The organism is Streptomyces sp. NBC_00038 (genome assembly GCF_026343635.1).
Taxonomy (GTDB): domain Bacteria; phylum Actinomycetota; class Actinomycetes; order Streptomycetales; family Streptomycetaceae; genus Streptomyces.
Window position 1 is genome coordinate 4401516 of the sequence record NZ_JAPELQ010000001.1, and the last position, 19874, is coordinate 4421389.

At 69.0% G+C, this 19874-nt stretch carries 15 protein-coding genes, 1 pseudogene and 1 riboswitch; of the genes and pseudogenes, 4 read left to right on the top strand and 12 right to left on the bottom strand.

Annotated features, from left to right (window positions below; genetic code table 11):
- Positions 1 to 85 precede the first annotated feature (85 nt).
- The 5 genes and pseudogenes from eno to OG219_RS19945 all read right to left on the bottom strand — a co-directional run bounded on the left by eno (position 86) and on the right by OG219_RS19945 (position 6039).
- Positions 86 to 1372: a phosphopyruvate hydratase gene (gene eno, locus OG219_RS19925; protein WP_266828322.1), complete on the bottom strand. Its 1287-nt coding sequence runs from the start codon at positions 1370 to 1372 to the stop codon at positions 86 to 88.
- A gap of 343 nt (positions 1373 to 1715) precedes the next feature.
- Positions 1716 to 2411 (bottom strand): transglycosylase family protein, encoded by a 696-nt coding sequence (locus OG219_RS19930; RefSeq protein WP_266828323.1) that lies wholly within the window; start codon positions 2409 to 2411, stop codon positions 1716 to 1718.
- Positions 2412 to 2415: 4 nt separating this feature from the next.
- Positions 2416 to 2580, bottom strand: a riboswitch (cyclic di-AMP (ydaO/yuaA leader).
- Between the two features lie 183 nt (positions 2581 to 2763).
- Positions 2764 to 3714, bottom strand: coding sequence for a transglycosylase family protein (locus OG219_RS19935; protein WP_266828324.1), 951 nt, complete (start codon positions 3712 to 3714; stop codon positions 2764 to 2766).
- Positions 3715 to 3896: 182 nt separating this feature from the next.
- Positions 3897 to 4058: pseudogene (locus OG219_RS19940) on the bottom strand (cytochrome P450); the annotation flags it as partial.
- A gap of 28 nt (positions 4059 to 4086) precedes the next feature.
- On the bottom strand, positions 4087 to 6039 hold the full coding sequence (locus tag OG219_RS19945) for a recombinase family protein (RefSeq protein ID WP_266828325.1): 1953 nt from the start codon (positions 6037 to 6039) through the stop codon (positions 4087 to 4089).
- A 197-nt stretch (positions 6040 to 6236) separates the two neighbouring features.
- Between OG219_RS19945 and OG219_RS19950 the strand changes: the two genes are divergently transcribed.
- The 3 genes from OG219_RS19950 to OG219_RS19960 all read left to right on the top strand — a co-directional run bounded on the left by OG219_RS19950 (position 6237) and on the right by OG219_RS19960 (position 9988).
- On the top strand, positions 6237 to 7493 hold the full coding sequence (locus OG219_RS19950) for a cytochrome P450 (RefSeq protein ID WP_266828326.1): 1257 nt from the start codon (positions 6237 to 6239) through the stop codon (positions 7491 to 7493).
- A 96-nt stretch (positions 7494 to 7589) separates the two neighbouring features.
- Entirely contained in the window at positions 7590 to 8558 is a 969-nt protein-coding gene (locus OG219_RS19955) for a phosphotransferase family protein (protein ID WP_266828327.1), read from the top strand.
- 218 nt (positions 8559 to 8776) lie between these two features.
- Complete coding sequence (locus OG219_RS19960) at positions 8777 to 9988, top strand: globin domain-containing protein (RefSeq protein ID WP_266828328.1); 1212 nt, start codon at positions 8777 to 8779, stop codon at positions 9986 to 9988.
- Between the two features lie 145 nt (positions 9989 to 10133).
- Here the strand turns inward: OG219_RS19960 and OG219_RS19965 are convergent, their stop codons facing one another.
- The 6 genes from OG219_RS19965 to OG219_RS19990 form a co-directional block, all read right to left on the bottom strand.
- Positions 10134 to 11219, bottom strand: a complete 1086-nt coding sequence (locus tag OG219_RS19965; RefSeq protein ID WP_266828329.1) for a nucleoside triphosphate pyrophosphohydrolase — start codon at positions 11217 to 11219, stop codon at positions 10134 to 10136.
- A 165-nt stretch (positions 11220 to 11384) separates the two neighbouring features.
- Positions 11385 to 12044, bottom strand: a complete 660-nt coding sequence (locus OG219_RS19970; RefSeq protein WP_266828330.1) for a SurA N-terminal domain-containing protein — start codon at positions 12042 to 12044, stop codon at positions 11385 to 11387.
- Positions 12045 to 12222: 178 nt separating this feature from the next.
- Positions 12223 to 13050 carry a glycoside hydrolase domain-containing protein gene (locus OG219_RS19975; RefSeq protein WP_266828331.1) on the bottom strand — a complete coding sequence of 276 codons (828 nt, stop codon included), beginning with the start codon at positions 13048 to 13050 and terminating at the stop codon, positions 12223 to 12225.
- Positions 13051 to 13321: 271 nt separating this feature from the next.
- The gene (locus OG219_RS19980; protein WP_266828332.1) at positions 13322 to 14845 is read right to left on the bottom strand and encodes a serine/threonine-protein kinase; all 1524 of its coding nucleotides are present in this window, start codon (positions 14843 to 14845) and stop codon (positions 13322 to 13324) included.
- Positions 14842 to 15504 carry a hypothetical protein gene (locus OG219_RS19985; RefSeq protein ID WP_266828333.1) on the bottom strand — a complete coding sequence of 221 codons (663 nt, stop codon included), beginning with the start codon at positions 15502 to 15504 and terminating at the stop codon, positions 14842 to 14844. Before OG219_RS19985 ends, OG219_RS19980 begins: the two co-directional genes overlap by 4 nt.
- A gap of 142 nt (positions 15505 to 15646) precedes the next feature.
- Entirely contained in the window at positions 15647 to 17800 is a 2154-nt protein-coding gene (locus OG219_RS19990) for an N-6 DNA methylase (RefSeq protein WP_266828334.1), read from the bottom strand.
- A gap of 266 nt (positions 17801 to 18066) precedes the next feature.
- Here OG219_RS19990 and OG219_RS19995 point away from each other — a divergent pair, with 266 nt between their 5' ends.
- Positions 18067 to 18762 carry a hypothetical protein gene (locus OG219_RS19995; RefSeq protein ID WP_266828335.1) on the top strand — a complete coding sequence of 232 codons (696 nt, stop codon included), beginning with the start codon at positions 18067 to 18069 and terminating at the stop codon, positions 18760 to 18762.
- Between the two features lie 199 nt (positions 18763 to 18961).
- On the opposite strand, the gene OG219_RS20000 is transcribed toward OG219_RS19995, so the two are convergent.
- Entirely contained in the window at positions 18962 to 19774 is an 813-nt protein-coding gene (locus OG219_RS20000; RefSeq protein ID WP_266828336.1) for an N-acetyltransferase, read from the bottom strand.
- Positions 19775 to 19874: the final 100 nt, after the last annotated feature.

Genomic DNA, 19874 nt, shown 5'->3' on the forward strand with positions numbered 1-19874 from the left:
ACCCGTCACGTGCGTACGTCCCCGCACACGGTACGGGACCGAGTACGGGGACGTACGTACGACGCTTCCTACTTGACCCGGAGGGTCAGCCCTTGAAACGGGGGAAGGCGCTGCGACCGGCGTACACCGCGGCGTCGTCGAGGATCTCCTCGATGCGCAGCAGCTGGTTGTACTTGGCGACGCGGTCCGAGCGGGCCGGGGCGCCGGTCTTGATCTGACCGCAGTTCACCGCGACGGCGAGGTCGGCGATGGTGACGTCCTCGGTCTCGCCGGAGCGGTGGGACATCATGCACTTGAAGCCGTTGCGCTGGGCCATCTCGACGGCGTCCAGGGTCTCGGTCAGCGAGCCGATCTGGTTGACCTTGACGAGCAGGGCGTTCGCGGAGCCCTCCTCGATGCCGCGGGCCAGGCGCTCGGGGTTGGTGACGAAGAGGTCGTCGCCGACGATCTGGACCTTGTCGCCCAGCTTGTCGGTGATGACCTTCCAGCCGGCCCAGTCGTCCTCGTACAGCGGGTCCTCGATGGAGACCAGCGGGTACGCGGAGACGAGCTCCTCGTAGTACTCGGTCATCTCGGCGGCCGAGCGGGACTTGCCCTCGAACTCGTACTTGCCGTCCTTGTAGAACTCGGACGCGGCGACGTCGAGCGCGAGCCCGATCTGCTCGCCGGGGATGTAACCGGCCTGCTTGATGGCCTCGATGATGAGGTCGAGCGCGGCGCGGTTGGACTCCAGGTTCGGGGCGAAGCCGCCCTCGTCGCCGAGGCCGGTGGACAGGCCCTTGGTCTTCAGCACCTTCTTGAGGGTGTGGTAGACCTCGGCGCCCCAGCGCAGCGCTTCGGAGAAGGACTCCGCGCCGATCGGGGCGATCATGAACTCCTGGATGTCGACGTTGGAGTCCGCGTGCGAGCCGCCGTTGAGGATGTTCATCATCGGAACGGGCAGCAGGTGCGCGTTCGGGCCGCCGAGGTAGCGGAAGAGGGGGAGGTCGCTGGCCTCGGAGGCGGCGTGCGCGACGGCGAGGGAGACGCCGAGGATGGCGTTGGCGCCGAGCGAGCCCTTGTTGTCGGTGGCGTCCAGGTCGAACATCGCCTGGTCGATCAGGCGCTGCTCGGTGGCGTCGTAGCCGACGAGCTCCGGGCCGATCTGCTCGATGACGGCGAGGACGGCCTTCTCCACACCCTTGCCGCCGTAGCGGTTGGGGTCACCGTCGCGCAGCTCGATGGCTTCGAAGGCACCCGTGGAGGCGCCGGACGGAACGGCGGCACGACCCGTGCTGCCGTCGTCGAGGCCGACCTCGACCTCGACGGTGGGGTTCCCTCGCGAGTCGAGGATTTCCCGGGCTACGACGACGTCGATGGACGGCACGAGCATCTCCTTCTGGGATGTGACGCGGGTACGCGGGGGCCTTTTAGACCCCTGCGGGATGAGCCTAACCGGCTCGGAGGGATCGGCCAGCCGGTCGACCATCCCTTGGGCAGAACTCAGGGTAAACATTGTTCCAGATCGGAACAAAAAGGGAATGAAAAACCCCGCCCCGGTGCGTACGGGGGAACACGCACCGGAGCGGGGAGCCCGTGGGGACGGGGGTGACCCACACGAGGCCTTCAGTATGGAGACCACGTATAGGAGAGAGCTGTGGTTCAGCTGCGAGCCTGTTGTCAGCCGACCGCCGTGGGCCGACAACCATGGCTCCTCAGTCTTGAGGCTTCGCGCTTCAGCTGAGGTGCAGCTGCTGACCCGGGTAGATGAAGTCCGCGTCGTCGATGATGTCCTTGTTCAGCTTGAACAGCTGCTGCCAGCCACCCTTGACGTTCTTCGCCTCGGCGATGGAGCTGAGGGTGTCGTTCTTCTTCACCTTGTACTCGCCGTCACCCTTCTTGACCTTCTTGCCGGTCGGGGTGTCGACGGTCTTCGTCGCAGCGGCCTTGGTCGTGGCGGTGGGCGTGCTCGACTGCTGCGAAGGAGTGGTGCTCTGCTCGCTGCTCGACGAGGAGGAGGACGAGGACGACGAGGAGTCGCTCGTGCCACCGTCGTACGCGGCGCTCGACAGGCCCGTGCCGCAGGACGGCCAGGCGCCCTTGCCCTGCGCGGCGAGGACCTTCTCGGCGACGGTTATCTGCTGGGACTTGGAGGCCTGGTCGGCGGTGGCGGCGTAAGCGCTGCCACCGTACGCGGACCAGGTGGAGGAGGAGAACTGCAGACCGCCGTAGTAACCGTTGCCGGTGTTGATGGCCCAGTTGCCGCCGGACTCGCACTGGGCGACGGTGTCCCACTCGGAGGTGGTGGCGGCGGAGGCGGTGCCGGACGCCATGAGCGGGGCGGCGACGGCTACGCCGGTCACCCCGGCGAGCGTGGCAATGCGGGTGACCTTGGACGGGCGACGGTGCTTGCCCTTGCACGAACGCAGCATGAAGTGATCCCCTCACCGACGCCTGCGAGGTGAGCTGTCGGGTTCGGGCGGGTGAGTGCCCGGTCGCGCACCTTTCGGCACACGGCTTCACCCCAAGCCACTCCCGGTCAACTACCGGGCGCGGCACTTACCTTGGGTCCCCCGCTCCTGCCTACGGCGCTTGACGCGACGACTGTTCCCGTACGGCCGCTGGCAGGATTCGGCGTTGCGTCCGTCGGGGCCCGCTGTGGCGAGCGGTCACGACCGTAGGCAGGCGATCGGCGGAATTTCAAAGACGATCAGGGGGTCTGAGATCCATCTCTCATTCTCGCCAAACCGGACATTCCATGGCGAACCATGACGTGAACTCCCGCTACTTTTCGCCCGGTTCGACATCAACTGCAAGGCTCTGACCGGGGAGGATGAGGTTCGCGTCGGTGCCGACCGTCTCCTCGTTCTCGGCGTACAGCTCGGTCCATCCGCCTTCGAGGCCAAGGGCGTCGGCGATGACCGAGAGGCTGTCTCCGGCGCGGACGACGTACGAGCCGTCGACGACATCGCGGGCCGCGTCGGATTCACGCGAGGCGTGCCGCCCGGACGTGCTGTCCGTACGACTGTCGGTCGCACCCTCGGTGGCGGTGTCACCACGGTGCCGCCCGGCGCCGGTCGTCGCGCTGTCGGACGTACTCGAAGAGCCGTCCTCCTGGGTGGACTTGTCCGAGTCGTCACTGTTTGATCCGTTCGAGTCCGCACCCGCACCCTCATCCGAAGTATCGGATTTGGTCGAAGTGCCGGACGAGGACGAAGCGGACGGCGAGGGGGTGGACGATGCGGACAAGTCGGTCGAACCAGATGAGTCGGTTGATTCCGAAGAGTCCGAGGAGTCCGAAGTGGACGTGTCGGATGACGAGTCGTCGGACACACCCGTGTCGACCTCCACCGAGGCGGAGTCCTTGCTGAGCCCGGAGAGGGGTCCACAGGTGGGCCAGGCGACGAGCCCCCGGCCGTCGAGGATCTTCTCGGCGACGGCTATCTGCTGCGAGCGGCTGGCCTGGTCGGCGCTCGGGGCGTACTTGAGGCCGCCGTAGTTCTCCCAGTCCCACTGGGTCACGTGCAGCCCGCCGTAGTACCCGTCACCGGAGTTGTCGCTCCAGGCGGCGCCCGTCTCGCACTCCGCGACACGGTCCCAGGTGGTGACGTCGGCCGCGCTCGCACTCGTGGCACCGAGCAACGGGATCGCGATGGCCGATCCGGTCACTCCTGCCGCGACGATGAGAGCGGGAGCCTGACGGGGGCGACGATGGCGGCCGTTCCCGGAGAGCATGCGGAAGCCTTTCACGTGACAGCAAGTGACTAAAGCGACGTACGGAGACGTCAGCGACGGATGATCCGCGCCGGTGATCGAACGTATCGGCACTCGAACGCTTGTCACAAGTCGATGCAGCGTAGATCACGTGAAGATCACAATGTTGAGGGACCGTCAGTTTTTCGCGCCCCCGAAGTGCCTTACGACCGCCCGGCGGACAACTGGAGCGGAGGCGTGAACTCCACTGGAAGTGTGCGCAATCCACGCATAATGAGCCCACCACGCCATCGCAAATCGGCGGAATCTCCCGCGAGTTGGAGGTCGGGGAGGCGGGTGGCGAGCGCGGTCTGGCCCTCGATGCGGCCAGACCGTCGCTGCCTCTGTGAATCCCTAGGGGGTTTTGCTCCCGAACTCTGCGAACAGCCCGGCTCCAGGCCCGCATGTCACTGTGAGTTGCGGCAAAAACGGTCGCTTGTAGGCGTCGACTCCGGTGGTGTCGGCGTCCAAGGTCGTCATGACTTCCGGCCATGCGCCTTTTTGCCACCAGGAAAGCTGGCGCTCGCGAATCGGGTCGACGGGTCCCCAAGTAAGGGGCATGCCGACCCACGAAAGGCCCTGCCGAAGCCGGTGAAGCATCCCCCGGAACTGAACGCGGATGTCGTATTTGCTCGTGAAGTGACGCTTGGTGAAGTACGGCCGCAGTACATGCAGCACGTTCTCCCACTGCTTGTCGTCGGGGTCCGGCGGCACCTTCGTGCCGGTCGCCCAGTGCCACTCGCTGACAGCACACCGTACGCCGGGCTTGCGAAGGTTGGTCATGTCGCCAGGGACGATCTTGAGGTTGAGCATCTCGACGACTTCCTTGCGCTCCTCCAGCGTCAGGTTCTTCAGCCGTTCCTCAGCGTTGGTCGCGAGATCGACGAGGCTGTGCGCCCGCTGGTCCTGCTCGGTGTACGCCTCCAGCCATTGCAGGGCGAAACTGCGCTGCTTCCGGAATTCCGCCAGTTCGGTCTGAAGCGCCGCGATGGAGGCTTTGAGTACTGCCGGGTCGACGCCGGCACGAACGTACTCGGGGATGCGCACCTCGATCAGGTGCTCCTGTTCGGCGATTCTGGCCGTGAACTCGGCGACGCGCTTCTCGTACCTCTCCTTGTCTCCCGGGAGGCAGTCGACCCGTGCGGCAACCAGGTCCAGCAGACGGCCGTCGGCTTCGAGGAGCCTAGCCAGTTCCTTCCAGACGACGTCTTCGATGTCATCGGCCCCGACGTAAGGCTCGCGGCAGGAAGGGTGGTTGAGAACTCCCTTGCAACGGTACGACCGACCGGTGTCCCCGCTGACTCCTGTGTACACCTCGCCGCACGTGCCGTGAATCCGTCCTGTGAGTGGGTAGACGCGATCCCCTCGCCTGCCGTTCTGAAAGCCGAGCTTCTTCAGGGCGGCCATGAGCTGCGTGGCCCGTTCCCCGGAGAGAATCGGCGGGACACCGATTTTGACCTGCTCACCGTGGACGGGAGTGCCGTCGTCGCAGCGCAGGGTGGAGTTCTTCCCACTACCGCGGTTGGTCTTGCGGTAGACCACGTAGCCATCGTGAATGGTCTCGCTGTAGAGACGGTTGCGGAGGTTGGCGACGCTCCAAGGAACACTGCTGCGGGTGAAGAGCTTGCGGGCGTTGAGTTCTTCACAAGCCCCGGTGAGGGTCATGCCCTGGTCGACGATGAGTTCCGCGGCGGCTGCGAGGACCATGGATTCGTGGGCGTCCGTGACGAGGAGGGAGAAGCGTTTACGGCGTCCCCCGACTTCCTTGGTGTCCTTCTCGATCCTGTAGCCATAGGGGGCCGGACCCCCGGGCCAGCCGCCGTAGCTGATCTTCAGCTCTCGGCCGGCGAAGGTCCGCTCCTTGATCCGTCGCCACTCCATCTCGGAGAAGGTGACGTACTGCATGAACTGCTGCCAGCCCGCTTCAGTACTGGTGTCGATGCCTTCGGTGACCGAGATGAAGTGGATGCCGATGTCAGCCATGTTCCAAGCCCACTGGTATGCGGCCCGGGCTGTGCGCCCGATGCGGTCGACCTTGGGGACCAGGATGCGGTTGAAGCGCTGTTGGTGTGCGTCGACGACGAGACGGTCCATCTCAGGGCGGTTTTCCAGGGACCCGGACACGGCTTCGTCGACATAGGAGTCGTAGACGGTGACACCGGGCTGTCGGTCAAGCCATCCGTTGGAGATCGCGTCCTGGTCTTCAAGTCCGAAGCCGTCGAGCTGGTCGAGAGTCGAGACGCGCGCGTACTTGGCGACGACTACGGATGCCGGGGCAGCAAGGCATGGGCGTGCCACAATGGGCATGTTCAGTCCTCCGAGACTGTTCCGTCCCCGGGGTGTTGGCTCACCGCCGGGAAGGTTCCGGCTCCTTTGCGCTGTCGCAAGCGCTCTGGGGCCGGTGCCGTTTTGGGGAACTTTACCCGTCACTCTGTGCAGTTGAAGGGGAATTGCACAATTCGGCGATCTCACCCGGGCAACACGGCTCCCGGTACCGTCACCCCGTGAACGCCCCCCATATCGAACCCGAACTCTTCACCTGGGAGTTCGCCACCGACCCCTACCCGGCCTACGCGTGGCTCCGCGAACATTCGCCCGTACACCGCACCACACTCCCCAGTGGGGTGGAGGCCTGGCTGGTCACCCGGTACGCAGACGCCAAGCAGGCGCTCGCCGACCAGCGACTCTCCAAGAATCCCGTGCACCATTCCGAAGACGCCCAAGGCAAGAGCAAGACGGGCATCCCCGGCGAGCGCAGCGCCAACCTCATGACCCATCTGCTCAACATCGACCCGCCGGACCACACGCGGCTCCGCCGGCTCGTCTCCAAGGCGTTCACACCCCGCCGGGTGGCCGAGTTTGCGCCCAGGGTCCAAGAGTTGACCGACCAGCTCATCGATGAGTTTGCGCATACCGGAAGCGCTGACCTCATCCACGAGTTCGCGTTCCCTCTCCCCATCTACGCCATCTGCGACCTGCTCGGCGTCCCCCGCGAGGACCAGGACGACTTCCGCGACTGGGCGGGGATGATGATCCGGCACGGGGGAGGACCCAGGGGCGGTGTCGCGCGGTCCGTGAAGAAGATGCGCGGCTATCTCGCCGAGCTGATCCACCGCAAACGGGAGGCGCTCCCGGACACCCCCGGCCCTGGAGAAGACCTCATCTCCGGGCTCATCCGCGCCTCTGACCACGGCGAGCACCTCACCGAGAATGAGGCCGCAGCCATGTGTTTCGTACTGCTGTTCGCCGGTTTTGAAACGACCATTAACCTCATCGGCAACGGCACGTACGCGCTGCTGCGCAACCCGAAGCAGCAGGCGCAACTACAGAAGTCGATCGAGCGTGGCGAACGAGAGCTACTCGACACCGGCATCGAGGAACTCCTCCGCTACGACGGCCCTGTCGAACTGGCCACCTGGCGCTACGCAACCGAACCACTCGCAATCGGCGGACAGCGAATCGCTTCCGGTGACCCCGTGCTCGTGGTCCTCGCCGCTGCCGACCGTGATCCCGCCCGTTTCGACGAGCCGGACACACTCGACCTCTCCCGCCGGGACAACCAGCACCTCGGCTACGGACATGGCATCCACTACTGCATCGGCGCCCCGCTCGCCCGACTCGAAGGCCACACCGCGCTGGCCACCCTGCTGCGCCGCCTACCCGACCTTCAACTCGCGGCTGATCCCGCGGACTTGCGCTGGCGGGGCGGCTTGATCATGCGCGGGCTGCGGAACCTTCCGGTGGAGTTCACGGCGACCTGACGTAGGGCATGTTTCAGAAATGAGCCTGCGTGCCAGGATGCGGCGCCGCTCGAAAAAGCCTGGTTGGGCCGGTACAGCTGCTGATCTAATGCGCGGATGGAGATCCCCCCGAACTCCGAAGCGCCCCCCGCCTCCGACCGGTGGGCCAGATATTTCGCGGACTGCGGACACCCTGGGGCCCGCCGCATCGGCGCCGGCGTCGAGGGCGTCGTCTACAGGCTGGGGGACGGCCGGGTCGCCAAGGTGTGGACCGGTCGACCGCCGGCCAAACTCGCCCGTGAGGTGTACGGGGACATTGCACGACACCGACTGCCGTTCGCCACCCCGGAGATCTTCGAGGTCCAGGAACACGAGGGCGTCGTGGTGACGTATGAGCGCGAACTGCCTGGTGTCCCGATGCGGGGCGACTCCGCGCACGAGGACTACGAGCGCGCGCTGCCTGTCCACCACAGGAACACGCTGCTTGCCGTCCTGCGTGGCCTCGCTTCGGTACCGGGCACAGCCGCGATGCGCCAGTTGACCGTCCAAGGCGACGACCGTCCGCTGTGGCAGGGCCACGACCGCTTCCAAGGCGCACTCGGGGCCCTGGTCGTTCGGGCCGCGGCCCGACACGGCGCTGCCCTCGCTATCCGTGTACCGGACTTCGACGCGGGAGTCGACCGTACGGTGAACGCGCTGGGGTCGCTTCCCGATGGTCCGGTCACAGCGATCCACGGTGACCTCGTCCCGCCCAACATCCACACCGACGCTGCCGGACGCCCCGTCGCCGTACTCGACTTCGGCTTCTATACGACCGCGGGTGACCCGGCCTTCGAGGCGGCCGTCACCGCAGCCGTCTGGGACATGTACGGCCCGTACGCCCAGGAGCACACTGCACAACTCACCCGGTTCTTCGCACGGGAGCTCGGCTACGCACCCGCCGCCCTCACGGTCTACCAGGCCGCATACGCCCTCACCACCTACGACCTCTTCGGCCTGGACGACAGCGACGGGCACTTCCGGTGGTGCGCCGAACAGCTGTGCCGCAACACCGTGTTCAACGCGTGGGCGGACCAACAGAACTGAGCCGGCCTGGACGACCGTTTCGGATGTTCTGCCGGAAGTGAGTGGTTGACGGCAGCAGAGTCCTTGCCGGACTCCCGGCACGATCGAAGACCAGCACGACACGGTCTCTGAGTCGTTCCCAGCGAGCCCCTCTCCGCCTCTCATCCTCTTCACCCCAGGCTGTCCGCAAATCATCTGCTGTTTGACTCCGCGGCTCGGCAGGTCCCTACATTCGCGAAGTGGACCCCGAAATACTCAGATCCAGCTTCGCGGTCGTCGAGAGACGGGCCGAGTTCGCGGTCAAGTACTTCTACTCGCACCTGTTCCGGCACAACCCGGAGGTGCGCGCGCTGTTTCCGCTGGACTTCCCCGAGGACATGGAGCGGCAGCGGGATCGGTTGTTCGCGGCGCTGACGTATGTGATGGAGCGGTTGGGGGATCCGGCGCTGCCGGAGTATCTGCGGGAGCTGGGGCGGGATCACCGGAAGTATCTGGCGGAGCCGGATCACTACGCCGCCGTGGGGGCGAGTCTGATCGCCGCGTTCACCGTCGTCGCGGGGTCGGCGTGGAACGCGGAGGTCGAGAAGGCGTGGGCCGAGGCGTACGGGGCGATCGCGAATGTGATGCTCCAGGGCGCGTGGGAGGCGCAGCAGGAGGGTGAGCCGCCCTGGTGGGACGCCGAAGTGGTGGCCCGGACGCGGCACGGTGACGATCTCGTCGTGCTGACCCTGCGGCCCGACCGGCGGCTGCGGTACTCCCCCGGTCAGTACGTGAGTGTCAACGCCCCGCATCTGCCGGGCATTTGGCGGCCGTACTCGCTGGGCAACGCGCCCCGCGTCGACCACACCCTCGACCTGCACATCAGCCGGGTCGAGGGCGGGGTGCTCTCCACGGCGCTGGTCCGGCAGACGCGGGAGGGGGACGTCCTTCGGCTCGGCGCACCCGGTGGTGGGCTGACCCTGCGGACGCCCGGGGAGCGGTCGCTGACGTTCATCGCGGCGGGTACGGGGTGGGCGCCCGTCAAGGCGCTTCTGCAGCAGCTCGGCGACTCGCACGAGGCCCGGCTCTTTCTCGTCGCCCGTGACATCTCCTATCTGTACGACCGGTCCGCCGTCGAACGGCTTCAGGCCCGACTGCCTCTGCTTTCGGTCACGTTCATCACTCCCGCGCCCGGTCGGCCCAAGGCTCAGGCGACCGAGCGGCTGCTGACCGCGCTGGGCAACCGCGCGGGCTGGGAGCGGAGTGACGTCTATCTGGCCGGTCCGCCCAAGCTCGTCGACGAGATCAGCGGCGAGCTTCCGGCGCTGGGTGCTCCGGCCGAGCGGATCTTCCACGATCTCCTGGCGCCGACCGGTGAGGGCCTGACCCGGCCGCTGGGCACGGCGGAGTGGCTGCTCGACCGTCCGCAGCCGAACTGGCACAACCCGTCGAGCCGCGCGCCGGGCGCGTGACGCCGACGCCGGGTTCTCATGCGTCTGCGTGCCGCTCGGCTCCGGCTCGCGTCCCTGTGCTGGCTCCCCGACGCCGGGCTCTCATTCCTCCGCGGGTCGCCCGGCTCCCGCTCACGTCCCTCCGCAAGCCCCCCGACGCCAGCCCTCAGCCCTCCGCAGGTCGTTCCGTCGCGCGGATCGCGTCCCGGTACGCCCGTGCCGCCGCTCGTAGCGCCGCTTCCGGGTCCACTCCCTCGGCCTCGGCGCGCGTCGCTATGGCCAGCAGTTCGTAGCCGACGCCCTCGCCTCGGGGAAGCTCGACGTCGAGGCCTGCCGTACGCACCCGGGATGCCAGCTTCGCCGCCAGGGCCAGGCCCGGCTGGCCGAGGGGGATTCCCTCTGTCACGGAGGTGCGCTGCTTCTCCTCGGCCTTGGTGCGCAGCCAGTGCTCCTTGACCTCCTCGGGGGTCGTGGCGGTCTCGTCGCCGAAGACGTGCGGGTGGCGGTGGATCAGCTTGGTGACGATGCCGCCGGCGACGTCGTCGATGGAGAAGGGGGCGTCGTCGTCCTCCGGACCGCCCTCCTCGGCGATGCGGGCGTGGAAGACGACCTGGAGCAGGACGTCGCCGAGCTCTTCCCGCAGCTCGTCCCGGTCGCCCTCCTCGATCGCCTCGACCAGCTCGTACGCCTCCTCGATGCCGTACTTCGCCAGGCCCTTGTGGGTCTGCTGGGAGGACCAGGGGCATTCGAGGCGGATGCGGTCCATGACCTGGACGAGGTCGAGGAGGCGGGCGCCCGGGAGGTCGTACGAGGCGGGCAGCAGTTCCAGGTCGGGCATCTGTATGCGGCCGGAGCCCGCGAGCCGGGCCAGGCCGTCGGTGAGCCGCGGCTCGCCCTCTCCGGTGGCGACGACGACCACGGTGCGGCCGCCGGCGCAGGCGTCGACCAGTTCCTGGGCGTTGGGGGCGGTCTCGTCGACGGTGATGCCCGCCTCGCGGAGGTAGGGCAGCTGGGGGTGCGTGCCGTCCGCGCACAGGACCTGGTCGGCGCCGCGCAGGGCCTGCCAGGCGGGCCAGGACAGCAGGCCGGGGGCGACGCGGTGGCTGGTGGTGAGCAGGACGATACGGCCGGGGGCGGAGGTGACGGAGTCCGAGCCGGTGGCGGTCGGGTCGGAGCCGAGGCCGGTGGCGGTCGGGGCGCCGTCGGGCCCGGTCGTCGCGTTCGGGTCGCCGTCGAAGCTGGTTGCGTTCACCCATCGAACGTAACCCACGGCGCCGACAGCCCCCGCGGTTATCCACAGGCCGGGCGGCTGCACCAACCTGTCCGCGAGTACCTGGTCCTATCCGCGAGCCCCGCGCGCTCCGTGCGCCCCGCGGCCGAACCGTTTATCCACAGCCCCCGCCCGCGGCAAGGCCCGTTACGCCGTCTCCTGCGTCTGGGCCGCCGTGACCTCCCGCAGCCACGGCGTCTTCACGTCGACGCGGCTGCTCTGCTTGACGTCCCAGGCGCCGTAGCGCGGGTTGAGGTCGACGTCCAGTTTCTTGGAGGCCTCGGACATCGCCTTCCAGAAGGTGGCCTGGCCCTCGGTGGTGTTCATGTCGGCGCCGATCGCGGCGGCGAGCTTCTGGGCCTCGATCTCGGTGCGGAGGCTTTCGTCGAGACGCTTGGGCGCCACCCCGTACTGGGTGAGCCAGGCCGCCTCCAGCTCCTTCGCGCCGCCCGCCTGCTGCTCCAGGGACGTCCGCAGTTGCTGGGTGTCCTTGCGGGTGACGCTGACGCCCGCGGTCTCCGCGGCCTCGTCCAGAACCTTGTCGAGGACCATGGTGTGCAGGGTGTTGCGGGTGAGGCCGGCGGTCTTGGAGACGGCCTGCTCGTACTGGGCCTCGTCCGTGGTGGCGGCGCGCTGTGCCGTACGCACCTCGTTCACGCGGCTCTCCAGCTGCGCGATGGTGATGCGCTGCCCGCCGACGACGGCCGCGGCACCGGGATGTGCCTCGCTGCCGCAGGCGGTGAGCAGGGGGGCCGCGGCGACGATCGCGGCGGAGAGGACGAGCGCGGTGCGACGGCGGCGGTGCAAGGAAGCCTCCCGAGGAGATTGTGCGGCGGTGCACAAAGTCTTGCGGTGATCGATGTTAGGCAGTGGCTCAGCTCTCGGCCACCCATTCGACCAACGATTCGCAAGCAGTTCAGGCACCGCCGCACCGGCAGATCGCCCTCAGCCGCCTCCGGCCCGCTCCAGTCCGCTCCGGCTCACCTCAGCCGGTGATCGCCACCGGCGCGTCCCACGCGTCCCGGTCCACGGTGATCGTGTAACCGCCGCGGGTCTCCTTGCTGTTCACCAGGTACTGGTGGGCGCGGCTGTGGTTGGTCCACAGGGTGGCGGCGAACGGCCAGTCGGCCGTGGTGGTGTTCTGCTTGTCCCACAGGGCGTACCACATGTTGCCCGGCAGGTCCGTGCGGTCGGTCGCGGCGGCGATGGCCTTGGCGCTGGAGCTGGTGAAGCCGTAGTAGCCGCTTCGGTAGGTCTTGGCGCGCAGGGCCTTGTCGAAGGCGCGTACGTACGTCAGCACCGCCTTGTTGCAGGCCGTGTTGGTGATGTCGTACGCCTCCATGTCCAGGTAGACGGGGCTGCCGGCCTTCATGCCGAGGGCCGAGGCCTTGCTCACGGCGTCCGCGGCGTCGGTGGCGCCGAGTGAGGCGGCGGTGGCGGCGGTGATCTTCTCGGGGCTGGAGCCGGTCTGGCAGGGCGGCTGGGCGCCGACGTACAGCGGGATGAGTTTCCAGCCGACCGTGCTGACCGATTTCACCCAGGACGCGGTGAGGTTGGGCTGGGCGCAGCCGCGGTTCTTGCCGCCGATGTAGACGGCGGCGGCGCCGTAGAGTCCGCCGTGCCAGGCCTTCATCGCGTTGAGTGAGGGTGCGGCGCAGGTGTCGAAGGCGCGGCCGGTGTACGTGCGTTGGGCGGGCCACGTGGTGGCCGCCATCGAGTTCTGCGCGGCGATGCCGGCTCCGGCGACCACGGCGGCGCCGGCCGCGGCCCAGGTGACGTATCTGCGCTTCTTCGACTGACGATGGTTGGACATGCGTGACCCCACCCCTGGTTGAGCTCCGATTGCGCGCCGAGTGCACACCGGATTGCGCGCTGAATCGCGCGCCGGCTTGTGCGCTGGTTGTGCGCCGAATTTGCGTCCCCGTCGATGCGGATCCTTCGATACGGATCCTTCGATACGGAGACGGATCGCAACGTATCCGGTGTCGCATCCGCGTTCGGGAAACCCCGTGCCTTGATCACCACATGGTTCGGCCAAGCGGGAGCAAAACCTGTGCGCGGACCAGCCGCGTACCAACCACGGCCTAGCCGCGCACCTGCCCCAGCCACTGCAGCGTCCGCCGGACCTCCGTCGCCATCGGATGCCCGGGCCCGCGCAGGCGTTCCACGTCGTGGAGCAGCCGGGCCAGTGTGTCGTGGGCGGCGGCGCGGTCGCCGAGGGCGAGGAGCAAGTGGCCTATGCGGCGGCGGACTTCGAGGGAGAGTTCGGGGTCACCGGCGACGTACTGGTTCTCGTAGTACGGCAGCAGCGCGCGGTACTCCGCGAGCGCGGCGGCGGGTTCGCCCAGCTGTTCCAGGCACTGGGCGGCCTCGTAGCGGAAGCGCAGGGACTGCGGGTCGGACTGCCCGGCCTCGGCGGCGCGTTCGTCGGCGAGACGGCGCAGTTCGGGCAGCGCGCGCCGGTACTGGCCGTCGTCCATGAGCGTGGCCGCGTACTGCTTGCGCAGGGTCCGTACGACGGGAGAGTGCGCGCCGTGCTCGGCGGCGGCCGCCGGGAGGATCGCGCCGAGGATGTCGACGGCCTGCGTGATGCGTCCCTCGCCGAGGAGTCGCTTGACCTCGTCGACGGCGCCCACGACGTCGGCCTTCTCCACGGCGAGCGCGGCCTGCGGCTGGGACGCGGGGATGCGCGCGCGGTCCGGCCAGGGGGCGTGCGGGCGCAGGAAGGGGCGCGTGGGGTCGAGTGGGGCACCCGTGGGCATGCCGCGCGCCGGGAGCAGCGGGAGCAGCTGCTCGTACGTCTCCTGCGCGGACGCCGGCCGGTGCTGCGGGTCCTTGGAGAGCAGGCGCAGGACGAGACCCTCCAGGGCGGGCGGTACCTCGGGGCGCAGCCGACGCACCGGGAGCGGCGGCTCGTAGAGGTGCCGGTGCAGCACACCGAGGGCGGTCGAGCCCGCGAACGGCACGTCTCCGCTGAGGAGTTCATGGAGGAGTACGCCGAGTGCGTACAGGTCGGTGTACGGGCCGACCGCGCCGCCCATCGCCTGTTCGGGTGCCATGTAGGCGGGGCTGCCGATTGGTGAGCCGGTGTGGGTCAGGCGGGTGGTGTCGGTGTCCATGACGGAGGCGACGCCGAGGTCGAGGACGGTGACCGTGCCGTCCTGCTTGACCATCACGTTCCGCGGTTTCAGGTCGCGGTGGACGATCGGGACGGCGTGCACGGCGCTCAGCACGGCGCACAGTTGCGCGGCGACCGCGACCGCCCACTGCCACGGGTAGGGGTCGTGTTCGGCGAGGTGGTCGGAGAGGTCGGCCCCGTCGACGTACTGCATGACGAGGAACAGCTCCTCGTCATGCGTGCCCGCGTCGTGGACCGTGACCAGGCCGGGGTGGTCGACCTGCGCGGTGACGCGGCACTCGCGCACGAATCGGCGGCGCAGTTCGTCGGCCTCCTGGCCCGCGACCTTGTCGGGGCGCAGCAGCTTGACGGCGACACGCCGGTCCAGTCGCTGGTCGTAGGCCGTCCACACCTGGCCCATGCCGCCCTGGCCGATGAGCGTGGAAAGTTCGTAGCGGTCGGCGACCACGCGCCTTGTGGCGACGCTCATCTGCCGTCCTCGTGGTTGCCCTCGTGGTTGCCCTCGTGCTTGCGCAGGTAGTCGCTGAGCTCGTCGAGTTCGGCGCGCACCTGGTCGATCCGGACGGGCGTGGGGCGCTGAGGCGGCGCGGGCGGCGGAACGGGGGTCTGGGGCACGGGGGTCTGGGGCACGGGGGTCTGGGGCACGGGGGTCTGAGGAACGGGAGCCCGGTGAACGGGAGCCTGGGGAACGGGAGTCGACTGCACCGGCGGCTGCGGGTGCGTGGCGGTGTACGGGGACGCGGGCTGCGGGTAGCCGTATCCGGTCGGGGGCGGCTGCGGCGGCACGTAGCCCGGGAACGGGGGCCGCGAGCGGTGGTGCTCGATGTCCACGGACAGGAAGTACACGGCGCTGAACGCGCCCAGCAACAGCACGACGGCCAGCGCGACATCGGTCCTCGGGTCCGACTCGGGCAGCGTGCCGATCACCGCGAGACCGCCGATCGCCAGGGGCAGACTCACCCAGGCCAGCGCCCAGTCGAACCACTTGCCGCGCAGCATGGCCACCCGGAACAGCGGGACGCACGCGAGCAGGCCGCACGTGAGGAACCCGACAGCGGTGAACAGCACACGGAGGGTGATGACCGTACCCGAGCTGCGGGAGGGCGGCGCCGCGCCGTGGCCGTACATGACTGCTCCCGGTGACCTGATGAGGACGGACGTACGAGTTCGAAGTCCGAGCGTATAGGCCGACAAGGACAACCGGTCCCGGGTTGTACCGAACCGTTGTCGTGACGCTCACATCGTCCGCCCCGCGAGACTCGACGAGGGCTCAGCCGGGCGCGACCGTCCCGTCCGTCAGACCGTCGTACATGCCGCGCACCAGCTGTTCGCCGAGGCGGCCCGCACGCCTGAGCGCGTCCTCGAACTCGGCGAGCGCGCGGAACCGTTCGCCGTACGTGCGCTGTTCCTCGAGCGGCAGCCGGGGCAGTTGGAGGCGGCGTACGTCGAGCCTGGTGGCGGTGGACGCATAGCTGCTGGCCTGGCGGTTGTTGGCGGTGCCGCGCAGGAATCCGGCCAGGAACCACGGGTCGAGGGCGGCCGGATCGGGGCGCAGGAGGGCGAGGTTGCGCCCCAGGACGGCTCCGGCCGTCAGGTCGTCGACCACGCGCGCGGTGGAGCCGCCGCCGAGTACCGGGACGACGACATCGCCCGTCTCGACCAGTACCGCTTCCTCGCCCCCGTCGGTTTCGGGGAGGCTGCCGGAGGGCGCGGTTCCGGCGTGGACGTCGTGGTCGGTGAGTACGGGCACGCGCGCGGGGGCGTTGTTTCCGCCCGTACGCATCAGTAGTGCGCCCCCGCGTACGAGTTCACCGACCGTGATGAGGGGCCAGCGTGCGGACGGCGCGTACGCGGGCTCGGGGGGCGTGAGGCCGGCGGTCAGGCGCAGGGTCGCGCCGAGCCGCTCACGTACGGTCGCGAGCCCCTCGGTGCCGCCCCCCGCGCCGGGCGGCGGCAGATGACGGGCGGGCGCCAGGTCGACGTCGTCGTCGAGGAGTTCGATGACGGGCACCGCGCGGCTGAACCCCGGCTCCTCCTGCGCGGTGCCGGTGCGCTCGAAGGTCCGCCAGACGTCGAGGACGGCGGTGCGCACGGGCCCCCAGTCGAGGCCACCCCTGCCTTCGGCGGCCAGCGCGCCGGTGTCGACGAGCAGCAACTCGGGCTGCACCGGTGCCTTTTCGGGGCGGCGCAGCACCCACACATGGAGCGGGATGTTGTACGGGGGTGCCGCCCCGATCGGGAGGGCGATCACGGCGCGCAGCGCGCCGCGGCGCAACAGGTCGGCGCGGATGCGGCGGCCCGAGCGGCGGGAGGCGGCGGCGGGCGGCATGAGGACGACGGCGCTGCCGCCGTCCTTGAGGTGGGCCAACGCATGCTGGACCCAGGCCAGTTCGGACTCGGTGCGGGCCGGGAAGCCGTACTCCCAGCGGGCGTCGTAGGCGAGTTCGTCGTGGCCCCAGTTGCGTTCGTTGAACGGGGGGTGGCACAGCACGGCGTCGGCCTCGAAGTCTCCGTACGCGTCCGTACGCAGGCTGTCCCCGGCGGCGGTGCGGACACCGGCGTTCGCGTGCAGGGCGAGCCGCAGCCCGGAGAGCGCGGCCAGTTCGGGTGCACTGTCCTGGCCGTACAACGCCTGATCGGGCTTGGGCGCCACGGCGCGCAGCAGTGCGCCGGTGCCGCACGCCGGGTCGAGCACGGTGCGGGCGGGTCCGGCGAGTTCGGCCATGAGTTCGGCGAGCCCGCTCGGGGTGAGCGTGTACTGGCGCGGGTTGGCGTCGAGGTGCCGCCCGAGCAAGAACTCGTACGTCTGCCGCGCGCCCAGCCCGGCCGCGAGCTCGGCGGCGCCACGCAGGAGCGGGACGGAGGGGAGAAGCTCGGGGCCGGTCGGGGTGTTCACAGCGCGCGGTGGGCCGGGGTTGGTGTTGGGGGTGTTCACAGCGTGCGCGGGGCCGAGATGAGTTTTCGGGGTGTTCACAGCGCGCGCCGGGCCGGGATGGGTGTTCGGGGTGTTCACAGCGCGCTCGCGGGGCGGGCCGAAACGGGGGGTGATCACCTGGTCGAGCGCGGCGGGCAAGAGGGCGGCGAGGCGTTCGTCGGAGCCCGCGCTCAGCTCCAGCCAGTCGGTGGGGCGGTCGTGGATGAGCAGGAGGGCGCAGCCGGCGTGCACGAGGGCGGTGACCGGGCCGTCGGGGTGTCCGGCGAGCTGCTGCCAGACGCGTTCGCGCAGCGGGACTTCGGCGAGTTTGCCCTGGTCACGGAGCCATGATTCGACTTCGGCGAGAGCGAAGGAGGGGCTGGTCTCGGTGCCGCCGACCGGCTTGGGGAAGTCGGCGTGGCGGCGGCGCCAGTTGCTGACGGCGGCACGGCCGACTCCGGCGAGCCGCGCGATCCCGGCAGCGGTCACCTCTGTCGCGTTGTCCTGCACCACCCGACTCCTCTCGCCCTGCTCTGCGGCGTCGTCCCGGCCCGCGGTCGGTCGCGGTCCGCGGTGTCGCCCGGTTCGCGGCGTCACCGCCTACGCCGTCTGTGACGCCGAGCATACCGGCGCACGCGGGATCCACCCCTTCACATGCGTGTACACAACCATCCCCGTGAATCATGTTGACTCGGTTCACAAGCTCTGTTGTTATTGACCCATCGAACGAGCAGCCGCCGAAAAGAGGCGGCAGCCGCCTTGGGGAGGGAACTGTCATGGGTACGAAGGGCAAGATCGCACTGGGCGCAGTGGTCGGCATCGTCGTCATCGGCGCGGTGTCGGCGAACGCGGGCGGCAACAGCGACGGCGGTTCCGGCGACAAGAGCAAGGACAGCTCCGCCTCCGCCGAGCGCGAGTCCGGCAAGCCGGACGACACCAAGGGCGACGAGGCCGAGCAGGCGGCCGAGAAGAAGATCGCGTTCGAGGGGGACGGCGAGTTCGAGGTCGGCACCGACGTCAAGCCCGGCACCTACCGGACCACGGGCAACACCGACGGCATGTGCTACTGGGAGCGTGCCAAGGACGCCTCGGGCGAGGTGGACTCCCTCATCGCCAACGACAACGTCAGCGGCACCAGTTACGTGACCATCGAGGCGAGCGACAAGCTCTTCACGTCCAGCGACTGCAAGGACTGGGAGGCCGTCGACGCGAAGGCGTCCGGCACACCGGCCTCGCAGATGAAGGGCGATGGCGGCATGTTCAGAGTCGGCGCCGACATCGCTCCCGGCACCTACAAGTCCACCGGCAACACCGACGACATGTGCTACTGGGAGCGCACCAAGGACGCCTCGCAGTCCATGGACTCGATCATCGCCAACAACAACGTGTCCGGTACCGCGGTCGTCACCATCGGCGCCGGCGACGCCTACTTCAAGACCACGGGCTGCAAGGACTGGAAGAAGACCGCCTGACGGCAGCGGGCCGGCCCGTCTCCACCCTCACCCCCCACGTTCCACCACCCCCCACTCTTCTTCGCCGCAGCGCAGATCAGGTCAACGCAGATCGGCTCAGCGCGGATCGGCTCCGCACAGACCGGCTCAGCACAGACCGGTTCACATCAGCCGGAACGGCCGGATCAGCCGGAACAGAAACGTCAGCCATACGTCGAGCTCAAAGGGTGTGCCGCACCCACACATTGGGCTCGACGTACACGGCGTATCCGCGCCCCGGTTCACAGTGCACCGGCACCAGCGCACCGGGCACCTCGACAAGGCCTTCCGTGTCGAAGGGCAGCCCCGTCCAGTCGCGCCACTCCTCCAGCGAGGCCGCCACGGTCATGGACGCCGGCGCCACCGCCTCGATGACGCCGCCCGCCCGGACGTGGACGCGTAGCCACGGGTCGTGCGGCAGTCCGTCGGCACGCTTCCGGAACGCGTACTCGTGCATCGGCGTCCGGGGTTCCAGGTGCTTGGCGCTGGGGCGGACCGGGGCGACGACCTCGCCGAAGCCGTGCGCACGGGCGTTGTCCCGCATCGCCGAGAGCATCCGGCCCGACAGGCCACCACCCTGGACGTGTGGGGCGACCACGATCGAAATGGCACTCACCGTGTCGGGGGGTGTGCCGTGCCGCCGGTCGGCGAACGCGCGGGCCAGCACGTCGTCCCAGCCCCGCGCGGGCAACTCGCCCCGGGCGGGCCCTTCGTCACGGACAGCCTCGTCGTCCCCAGCCCCGTCCTCGTCCCCGTCCTCGTCCCCGTCCTCCTCGTCGGCGAGTGCGAAGGGAACGCTGTACGCGTGCGCGACCACGTCCCCGTGCTCGTCCTCGGCGAACAGCACGTACTCAGGGAGCTCGGTGGCGATCCGGCCGTAATGCGCGTTGCCCACCGGGTCGTGGAGCAGGAACTCCGGCCAGGTGTTGGCCATCCCGACCACCTGGCCGAGCATCTCCGGGCGCTCGGCGAGACTCGACACCTTCAGCTGCATGCCAGTCACCGTAGGCGGCGGCGGTCCACAACGAAACGGTTTTGCACCCATCTCGGGCGCGCCCTGCCACCCATCTCGGGCGCCCTGCGGTGATGCTGCC

Coding starts and splice junctions, on each gene's coding strand:
- OG219_RS19930 (WP_266828323.1), bottom strand. CDS start 2,411: ATGCTGCGTTCGTGCAAGGGCAAGCACCGTCGCCCGTCCAAGGTCACC.
- eno (WP_266828322.1), bottom strand. CDS start 1,372: ATGCTCGTGCCGTCCATCGACGTCGTCGTAGCCCGGGAAATCCTCGAC.
- OG219_RS19995 (WP_266828335.1), top strand. CDS start 18,067: ATGGGTACGAAGGGCAAGATCGCACTGGGCGCAGTGGTCGGCATCGTC.
- OG219_RS19955 (WP_266828327.1), top strand. CDS start 7,590: ATGGAGATCCCCCCGAACTCCGAAGCGCCCCCCGCCTCCGACCGGTGG.
- OG219_RS19945 (WP_266828325.1), bottom strand. CDS start 6,039: ATGCCCATTGTGGCACGCCCATGCCTTGCTGCCCCGGCATCCGTAGTC.
- OG219_RS20000 (WP_266828336.1), bottom strand. CDS start 19,774: ATGCAGCTGAAGGTGTCGAGTCTCGCCGAGCGCCCGGAGATGCTCGGC.
- OG219_RS19980 (WP_266828332.1), bottom strand. CDS start 14,845: ATGAGCGTCGCCACAAGGCGCGTGGTCGCCGACCGCTACGAACTTTCC.
- OG219_RS19935 (WP_266828324.1), bottom strand. CDS start 3,714: ATGCTCTCCGGGAACGGCCGCCATCGTCGCCCCCGTCAGGCTCCCGCT.
- OG219_RS19985 (WP_266828333.1), bottom strand. CDS start 15,504: ATGTACGGCCACGGCGCGGCGCCGCCCTCCCGCAGCTCGGGTACGGTC.
- OG219_RS19975 (WP_266828331.1), bottom strand. CDS start 13,050: ATGTCCAACCATCGTCAGTCGAAGAAGCGCAGATACGTCACCTGGGCC.